The sequence below is a fragment of the Halapricum sp. CBA1109 genome (assembly GCF_009741825.1).
Taxonomy (GTDB): domain Archaea; phylum Halobacteriota; class Halobacteria; order Halobacteriales; family Haloarculaceae; genus Halapricum.
The window spans coordinates 1-9,629 of record NZ_WPCA01000107.1; the positions used below are offsets into that span (position 1 = coordinate 1).

4 protein-coding genes are annotated in these 9,629 nt (G+C 67.8%); all 4 read right to left on the minus strand.

Translation table 11 applies throughout. The features are described from left to right. Nucleotides 1-5,470 (minus strand): PKD domain-containing protein (locus GJ629_RS11585; protein WP_157513212.1); only part of this gene is annotated, 5,470 nt, incomplete at its 3' end. A gap of 64 nt (nucleotides 5,471-5,534) precedes the next feature. Continuing rightward, nucleotides 5,535-5,978 (minus strand): plastocyanin/azurin family copper-binding protein, encoded by a 444-nt coding sequence (locus GJ629_RS11590; RefSeq protein WP_197428571.1) that lies wholly within the window; start codon nucleotides 5,976-5,978, stop codon nucleotides 5,535-5,537. Between the two features lie 178 nt (nucleotides 5,979-6,156). Continuing rightward, the gene (locus tag GJ629_RS11595; RefSeq protein ID WP_157513213.1) at nucleotides 6,157-8,898 is read right to left on the minus strand and encodes an ATP-dependent helicase; all 2,742 of its coding nucleotides are present in this window, start codon (nucleotides 8,896-8,898) and stop codon (nucleotides 6,157-6,159) included. A 69-nt stretch (nucleotides 8,899-8,967) separates the two neighbouring features. Next, nucleotides 8,968-9,629: PQQ-binding-like beta-propeller repeat protein (locus GJ629_RS11600; RefSeq protein WP_157513214.1), on the minus strand; the 662-nt coding region annotated here is incomplete at its 5' end.

The following is a 9,629-nucleotide window of genomic DNA, read 5'->3' on the forward strand; positions in this document are numbered from 1 at the left end:
CGTCGAAGTCGAAGGCGCGCGGATTGTTCTCGATAACGTCGCTGTTGCGCTCGTTGTAGTAGGTCAGGGCGTCGAAGAGGTCGGCCGCTCCGTTGCCGTCGACGTCTTCGAGTTGCCCGTCGCCGTCGACGTCACTCGCCGGTTCCGACTGGCCCGGAAGGGCGGGACGGGCGACGTCAGGCGCGACGCTCTCGGGCACCGTCGAGGTCAGCGCGTTGTCGCTCGCTCTGCGCTCGTAGGGGCTGTCGACGACCACGTCGACGCTCTCGTTGGCCGCGAGCGCGACCCCGGTGAGGCGGACGCTCTCGAAGACGGTCGTGTCGTCGTCGGCCGCCCCGGAGATATTCGTCGTCGCCGCGACGGGCGTCCCGTTCTCGGGGTACAGCGTCACGGTCACGGGGGTCGCGCTCGCCCCCTGGTTGCCGACCGAGACGGTGACGTTCACGCCGCCGGTGGCGGCCCCGTAGTCGACGCTCCCGCCCCACAGCGTGAGGTCGGGCGCGAGCAGTCGGCCCTCCCACTCGTTGTTCGACTCGTCGACCTCGCGGACCCGATCCGCGGCGTCGACGACGGCCGTGACGGTCCGGTTGGCGCTGACCGCGGTGACCGGCAGTTCGCGCTCGACGGTGCGGGTCGCGTCCGGCCCCATCCCGTCGAAGGAGCCGTCGAAGACCGTCTCGCCGTCGGCCCGGAGTTCGTAGCCGACTGGCTGGTCGGTCGCTGCGCCGTCGTTGTCGACGGTGAGGGCGACGGTGGCGTTCTCGCCCGCCCGGTCGGCGCTCACGTCGACGGTGAGGTCGGTGCTCGCGGGGCCGACAGTCGCACCGTTGTTGCGCTCGCTCAGTTCCGTCGCGTCGGTGCTCGCCGTGAGGTCGATGGTCCCCGACGGCGGGACGGTCACGGCGAGGGAGCCGGTCGTGTTCTCCCCGGCGTCGAGGGGATCGACGGTCCGGGTGTCGACGACCGACCCGCCGGCGCGGACAGTCACCTCGACCGGGTCTTCGAGGGCCACGTCGCCGACGTTGCCGAGGGTGTAGTCGACGGTCGTCGTCTCCCCGACGCTGGCGTTTTCGGCGGTGGCGTCGAGGGCGACGTCGGGCCGGAGGGTGTGCTGGACGGCGAAGACGTCGTTGTGCTGATCGCCGGTGACGTTGCGGCCGAGGAACGCGGACCGGAAGCGGTCGCCGCCGTCGCTCAGCGCGGTCGATAGCTGCCAGTAGCTCAGGCCGGTCGGCGACCGCTCGGTGAGCGGGTCGGCGTCGAGCCACTCGCCGCCGCGCCGGACGCGGTAGTAGACCCGCTTCTCGGGGTTGTCTTGGGTCTGTCCGCGGTAGGTCAGCACGTCCGTCCCGCTCTCGCTGACGAGGGTCAGGTCGTCGATGTCCGAGACGCCGCCGACGTCGACCGTCTCGGCGTCGGCCTCAGGGGCCGACAGCCAGTGGACGGTCGGGTCCGGGGCGGGCCCGTCGACCCACGCGAGGGCATCGTCGGCGACGGTGATATCCGAGAGGGACGTGGTCCCGACGTCGCGCTGTCGGTCGACAGTCCCCTCAGCGCCGACTCGGTAGAGGGAGACGGTGCCGTTGCCGCCGTCGGAGACGTTCGCGGTCGCCAGCGCGACGCCGCCGTCCGCCCGCGGCGAGAGGACGGGGTCGGTACCCTCGACGGCGGTCGGGTCGTCGAACGCGCCGTCGCTCCCGAGGGCCTCGTCGCTCACGCGAGCGACGGCCGTCGAATCTTCTCCCCGCTCCCACGCGAGCGTCCATACGTCGGCGGCGGAGTCGTGGGCCACTGCGGGCGCGGTGTCGGGCGCGTCGTCGTCGGTCACGGCCCGGGGTCGTGACCAGTCGGCGGTCGCGTCGGGCCGGACGGCGTACACGATTTCGGTGCTGTCGTCCAGTTCCGCCGGCCCGGAGACATCCGTCTCGGGGACGACGGTGTCGACGCGCGTCCAGACGGCGACCGCACGCCCCGTCTCGTCGTCGACGGCGACGGCGGGGCTGGTGTCCATCCGGCGGTCGTCAGTGATCTGTCGCGGCTCCGTCCAGCCGTCGTCGCTCCCCGTTGCGACGTAGACGTCCCGGCCTTCGGCGACGGACTTCTCGGGGGCCTGCCGGCTCCAGACGGCGATGTCGGTACCGCTGACGGGGTCGAACGCGAGCGACGGCGACTTGTCGGCGAGGCCGTCGCCGGTCAGCCGGCTGGCGGTGGTCCCCGTCTCGGCGGTGGCGATGCCCGCGGTGCCGTCCGCGGCGGTGAGCGCGCCGCTCCCGTCGACGGCGGGGACGCCGCCGTACTTGTCCGCCCGCTCCCAGCCCGATAGCTCGACCGTCGAGTTCCCGTCGACGGAGAGCGCGCTACCGGTGCCGGAGCCGATACTTTCGGTGACGTTGAACAGCGTCACGTTGGTCTCGTAGCCGTACTTCTCGGCGGCGACTTCGCCGACTATCGACGCCCTCGCGCCGGGGTCGTACGGCGCGGGCACGTCGACCGTGCCGGTCAGGTCACCGGTCACCGACCCGGAGAGGTCCACGCCGAGGGCCTCCTGCTGGACCACGGCGCTGGCCTCGACGCCGGGCTGGACCGACCCGCGAGTGGCCTGTAGCCCGCTGCTCGTGTTGTCGAAGTAGACATCCAGCCCCACCTTCGGCGAGACGGTCACCTCGACGTTGATGCCGATAGAGAGTCCGAACGCCGACACCGACGGGTTGACCGACCGCCCGATGGCGTCGACTTTCACGTCGACGTAGGCGTGGCCGCGCTGGACGTTCCAGTTGGTGGTGTCGACGGTCCCTTCGGCCCCGAGTTCGCCCTCGGCGCTCCGGTCGAAGACGTCGACGGCGAGTTCGCCCTCGCCCCTGAGCGTGGCTTCCTCGTCGATCATGTCGTAGGTGACGCCGAACTCAGAGGACGCCTCGAACTCCTGTGGCCCGCCCAGTACCGGCACGGCCTCTGGGACGGTGAGGTCCGTGTCTATCGGCGGGTCCGGGATCTGCTGGGAGAGCGCTATCTCCGCGTCTCTGGCGTCGACGGACACCGACCCCGTCTCGACGAGTAGCTCCAGCCACTCCGGCGTCTGGAGGACCGGTATCGACCGCGTCTCGGTGACCGTCTGTCCGCGTTCCGTCTCGGCCGTGACGGTGAGGACGCTGGTCTGTGAGAGGTCGCCGGTCGGGAGGGTCCGCTGCCAGCCGTCGGTGCCGTCGGTGTCGGTGTACTCCTCGCCGTCCAACTCAAAGGTGACCGACTCGACGTCGTTCTCGCTCTCGACCGTCGCGGAGACGCTCTCGCTGAGGTCGACGCCGCTCAGGACGGTGCCGCCTATCCCCCGCGAGATGCGCTCGATGCGGAGCGTCGGCGTCTCGACGGTGACCGTCTCCGTCGCGGTGTCGGTCGCGCCGTCGTCGTCCTCGACGGTGAGTTCGATTGTGTAGTCGTCACCGCTGTCGTAGGTGTGGCTGACTGTCTCGCCGGTCGCACCGGAGCCGTCACCGAACGACCAGCGGTACTCCTCGATGGTGCCGTCGGAGTCGCTCGATCCGCTCGCGGACGCCGTCAGCGCCTCGCCGGCCGTCGCGGGCGTCGGCGACACCGACAACTCGGCGTTCGGCGGGTCGTTCTCGGGCGTGACGGTCACCTCGACGGTGTCGCTGTCGGTCGCCTCGCCGTCGTCGACGGTCACCTCGAACGTCAGCGTCGTCCGTTCTTCTACCGACGGCGCGTCTATCGACGCCGTCGCGGCGTCGGCGTCGTCGATGCTCACATCCGGGCCCTCGGTCTGTGTCCAGTCGTAGCTCAGGCTATCGCCGTCGGGGTCGGACGACTCGCTGCCGTCGAGGGTGACGGTGTCCTCCGGGGCGGCCGAGCGGTCCGGGCCGGCTTCGGCGTCCGGCGGCGAGTTCCCGGGCGTGACCGTCACCTCGACGGTGTCGCTGTCGGTCGCTTGCCCGTCGTCGACGGTCAATTCGAACCGCAGTGTTCGCGTCGAGTCGACGGCCGGCGCGCGGGCGGACGGGGCCGCCGACGCGCCTCTCCGGAGCGAGACGGACGGCCCGGCGGTCTGGGTCCACTCGTAGCTCAGGCTATCACCGTCCGGGTCCGAGGAAGCGCTGCCGTCGAGCGTGAACGACTCGTCCGGTTCGACCGTCAGGTCCGACCCGGCCTCGGCGTCCGGCGGCGTGTTGTCCGTTCCACCGCTGACGACGACATCGACGGTGTCAGTGACGGTGATCGACCCGTCACCGACGTATATCTTGAACGTCAGTGTCTCGGTGCCGGACACCGACGGCGCGGTCAGCGTCGGCGTGAACGTCCCCTGATCCCGCAGGTCGACGCTGGGGCCGCCGACTTGCGCCCACGACACGTCAAGTTCGTCGCCGTCCGGGTCGTAGGACCCGGTCCCGTCGAGGAAGACAGTGTCATCTGGATTGGCCGACCGGTCCGGTCCGGCCTCGGCGACGGGCGGTGTGTTGTCCGTGTCGTCACTGACGACGACGTCAACGGTGTCGGTGGTGTTGAGCGACCCGTCAGAGATGAGGAGTTCGAAGGTGAGGGTCGTGGAATCGCTGACCGATGGAGCCGTGAACTCCGCGACGCGTTGGTACTGCCCGTCGAGCGTCACGTCGGGACCGTCGATCTGTGTCCAGCGGTCGCTTATCGTATCGCCGTCGGGGTCGTAGGAGTCGCTCCCGTTGAGTTTCACGCGAGTCCCGGACGTGACCGACTGGTCCGGGCCAGCATCGGCGACTGGCGCTGTGTTGTCCCCTCCGACGGTCACGCTGACGGTGTCGGTGTCGGCCAGCGTGCTGTCGCCGTCCTCCGTCACCCGCAACGCGAAGGCCATCGTCGTCTTCACATCGGGCGCGGTGAACTCCGGCATCGCGGCGCTCCGGTTCGAGAGCGTGACTGGCTCACCTCCGGTCTGGCTCCAGTCGTAGTTCACGCCGATGCCGTCGGGGTCGTAGGAGTCGCTCCCGTCCAGCGTGATTATCTCTCCGGGCGTGGCGGACTGGTTCGGCCCGGCGTCGGCGATTGGTGGTCGGTTCGTATCTGACTCCTGCATATAGATCGTCTGCTGGTTCGTTTCGCCGTCCCGGATGCAGACGCCGCGCACCGTCTCGTTGTCGTACCCGTCCGCACTCACAGAGATGTCGTAGGCACCGGTCGATTGCTGGACCAGGAACGTCCCATCAGCAGTGTCTCCCGACGTGACGAACATATCGGTGTCCGCTTCTGCCACCGCGTAGCTGACCACGGTGGAATCTATCCGGGAGCCTGTCTCCTCGGCGACTTCCACACTGATGGTACCTGTTCCGTCCGTCGAGTGACAACTCAGCGCCGATCCGTTCGGACCGTCGGCCGCCGCCGGCGGCCCCACCGCCGACGCGGACCCGACCGCGAACACGCTCAGAACGGCCGCGAACAACAGTACGAAGACGATACCCCGCTGATGTGTCCCAACCGACAGCATATGTGGACATACTGCACAGTGCCGAGTAAAAACGTACCGGACCGTTCAAGCCTTCCCGGGACCGCTACTCCTCGACGACGATAGTTCCGACCATATTGGTGGCGTGGGGGCCACAGACGTAGGTGTACTCGCCGGCCGTCTCGAAGGTGTGCTCGAACGTCTCGCCCTCCTCGACGGTCTCGACGATGTTGCCGCCCTGTTCCATCGTCCCGAAGCCCTCGGCGCCGTCGGGAATCGAGACCGTCTCGTGCATATCCGGCCACCCGACGACGTTGTGGCTCGCGCTGTCGAACTCCCACGTCACCGTCTCGCCCGTCGAGATGGTGATCTCGTTCGGCTCGAACGCCAGCGACCCGCCGGGACCGACCGTGACCGTCGAGCCGTCGCTGCCGCCGTCGTCCGTCCCGTTGTCACTGTCCGCCGAACAGCCCGCCAGCAGTACCGCCGCCGCGACGCCGCCCGATGCTCGCAACACGTTCCGCCGACTCAGGGATCGCTCGTTTTCCATACACTACATTTAGTACTAGACCGACATAAACGGACGGTTTCCGGGACAGACCGATCTGGAATATAGCCGAAATAGCGCCCAGAAACTGGCTTAAATCTCTCTCTCGAATTTCAGCATTCGTCGGTAAAAAATTGTGTGAGAACGTATATGTTCGGGGACGGATTTATACTGCTCCGGGCTACTCGGGCACCGAGACGCCGTCGGCTTCGCCGTCGTCTATCTCCTCTAGCACTCGCTGGTGGAACTCCTGTAGCACCGCCGACTCGTCCTCGGCGAGGACGGTGTCGCTGGCCATCAGCGTGGCGAGGCCGAACGACAGCGGCGTGGGCGTGTCCACGCGGTGGTGGACCACTTCGATGTCGCCGGCCTGCACCGCACCGAGGACGTCCTCTAAGGCGTCGACGTTCAGTTTGTCCTCCAGAATCTCGCGGTAGGTCTCCTCGACGACGGCGAACTCCCGGAGGTCGCTGGCGAAACTCCACAGCATATCGGCGTCGAACTGCTGGCGACTGGCCGATTTCTCGTGGCCCTTGTAGCGTTTGAGTATCATCAACGCCCGCGTGGCGTCGATGCGGAAGTACCGCTCTAGGAGGTCCGTGCCGTCGAGGCTCGCCCGGAGGTCAGCGCGCACGTCGACGGGGTCGATGTCCGCAACGATGCCCTCGACGTCGACTTTCCGGTTCAGCGGCATCGAGAGGGTAAAGCCGTGGTCGGCGACGGCCACTTGGACGTTGGCGGTCGCCTGCTGAGCGACGCGGTAGGCCAGCAGCCGCGAGAAGCCGTCGTTGAACCGCCGGCCGTACGCCGAGTGGACGTAGTACCGGCGCTCGTACTCCTCCCTGTCTCGCTCCTCCTCGATCACCAGTCGCCGGTCGGTCGACACTGACTCGACGCCCGCGTAACGGACCTGCTGGTCGAACATCCGCGTGACGGCCCGCACCGAGTTTTCGTCCAGCGGGAACTCACGGAGCCAGTTCCGGACGGCAGGGGGGCCGCCCTCGTCCAGTCGCTCCAGCAGCGACCCTTGGAAGGCAAGCAACTCGCGGCCGAGGTCGTAGCTCATCGGCAACCGCTCGGAGAACCACGAGGGCACCGTCGGGCGGGCGCTCGTCCGGTCGACGTACACCTTCGACCCGCGGCGATACCGGAACTCGAAGCGCTCGCCGCCCAACACGAACACGTCGCCGCTCTCGACGGTGTCGAGGTACTGCTCGTCCAGTTGCCCCACCCACTCGTCGCCGGATCTGGTGAACACGTCACACGTGAAGCTGTCCGGTATCGTCCCGATATTGGTCATGTAGATGACTCGCGCGAGGCGGCCGCGCTTGCCGATGAGCGGTTCGCCCACGTCGTACTCCTCGTAGTGGTGTTCGCCGTCGGGCGGGTCGTTGGTGTCCCGCCATATCTTCGCGTAGACGTTGTTGTCCTCCATCCCGGGGTAGTCGGCCGTGAGGTACCGACACAGCGACTCCCAGTCGTCGTCGACGTACTCGCGGTAGGGGTAGGCCCGGCCGAGGATATCCCGTATCTCAGCCTCCGGCCGGGGGCCGTTGATGGCCATCCCGTACACCTGCTGGGCGGCCACGTCCTGCGGGCCCTCGGGGACGAACACCCGGTCGACGAACCCCTCCTCGGCCTTCTTGAGCATCACCGCACACTCGAGCAGTTCGTCCCTGTCCAGCGCGACCACGCGGCCGGTGACCGTCTCGCCGAGTTGGTGGCCGGCGCGGCCGACTCGCTGGAGCAACGCGGCGACGGACTTGGGTGACCCCACTTGGACCACGAGGTCGACGTGGGGCATGTCGATGCCGAGTTCGAGGCTCGTCGACGTGGTCACCACGTCCAGACTCCCGTCTTTCAGCCGGCCTTCGATGTCCTCTCGGCGCTCCTTCGAGAGGCTCCCGTGGTGACACCCCGAGTCGGCCTCGTCGTAGCCGTAGCGCTCCCGGAGGTTCTGGAGGACGCGCTCGGCCCCCGAGCGGGTGTTCGTGAACACGAGCGTGTTCGTGTGTTCGCCGATCAACTCGTGCAGTTGACTGTAGAAGCGGTCGGTGACGGCGTCCCGCGGGGTGTCGATGAGGTCGTCTGTCGGCGTCGAGAGTTCGAGGTCGAACTCCCGAGCGAAGCGGGCGTCGACGATTTCACAGTCTCTTGGGGGACCGCCACGTTCGCGCTGGCCGACCAGAAAATCGGCCACGGTCTCCAGTGGTTCGACCGTCGCCGAACAGCCGATACGGGTCGGAGAGCCCTCCGCCATCGCCTCCAGTCGTTCCAGCGACACCGAGAGGTGGGTGCCGCGCTTGTTCGCGGCGAGGCTGTGAATCTCGTCGACGATGACGTACTCGACCGTCTCCAACTTCTCCTTGAACTTCGGGCTGTTGAGCAGGATGGCCAGCGTCTCGGGCGTGGTGTTGAGGATGTGCGGCGTGGTTTCGAGCATCCGCTGGCGCTCGGCGTCGTCGGTGTCACCGTGGCGGATGGCGTGGCGTATCTCGACGTCCTCCCCGCGGTCGTCGAGTTTCTCGGTGATGCCTTCAAGCGGGACCGCGAGATTGCGGTGGATGTCGTTGGCGAGACTCTTCAGCGGCGAGACGTAGAGGCAGTAGACGCTGTTCGCCAATTCGTCGGCCCGGGCGCGTTCGAACAGTTCGTTGACGATGCCGCAGAAACTGGCTTGGGTCTTGCCCGACCCCGTCGGCGCGGCGACGAGTGCGTTCTCGCCCTCGTCGATCAGCGGGATGGCCTCCTTCTGGGGCGGTGTGAAGAAGCCGCCGTTCTGGGGAACGTACGCGCCGAACTCCTCGACCCACCACTCGCGGACCGGCGGAGCGAGTCGCTTCAGGACCGCCTCGTCGTCGATATCGACCGCTCCGGGGTCGAAGGGCACGTCCCGGTCGGCGAGTAACTCGCGGCCGTCCATCTGTTGGTCGTACTCCGGGCCGGAGGCGTTAATGGGTTTGGAGAACCCGGGGCGCCGTCGAATCGCTCTTTACGAGGCGTCCGGTTGTTCGCCCGTGTCGCCGGTTCCATCCCCACCAGCACGGCTACGTGCGTACCACAACCCGCCAACGCCGCCGAGGCCCAGTGCCCCCGCGAGGATGGGGAGAAGGGGGATATCGTCGTTGTCGTCTCCGCCCCCCGTCGGTTCCGTCGCTCGGGTACCGGTCGGGGCGTCGGCTGGAGCCTCGGTCGCGGTGTCGGCCTGCGTGGGTGCCGAGGCCGTATCCTCAGCGTCTTGGGAACCCGAGCCGACCGCGTAGAGGAGCCCATCGTCACTCCCGACGTAGACGATACCACCGGCCACCGCCGGCGACGAGGATAGACTCTCGTTCGTCTCGAATCGTCCCTGTTCGTCGCCAGTCTCCGCATCCACCGCGTACAGGTTCCCGTCCCAACTCCCGGCGTAGACGGTGCTATCGGTCACCGCTGGTGACGGGTCCACGTAGTCGCCAGTCCCGAAGCGCCAGCGTTCGTCGCCCGTCTCCACATCCACCGCGTACAGGTTCCCGTCTCCACTTCCGGCGTAGACGATGCCATCGGCCACCGCTGGCGGCGAAAACACCTTGTGACCCGTCTCGAAGTGCCACTGTTCGTCGCCCGTCTCCGCATCCACCGCGTAGAGGTCCAAGCCACTCCCGACGTAGACGGTGC

Bases quoted from the DNA above. Each gene is read 5' to 3' on its own strand.
- GJ629_RS11595 (WP_157513213.1), bottom strand. From the start codon at position 8,898: ATGGACGGCCGCGAGTTACTCGCCGACCGGGACGTGCCCTTCGACCCC.
- GJ629_RS11590 (WP_197428571.1), bottom strand. From the start codon at position 5,978: ATGGAAAACGAGCGATCCCTGAGTCGGCGGAACGTGTTGCGAGCATCG.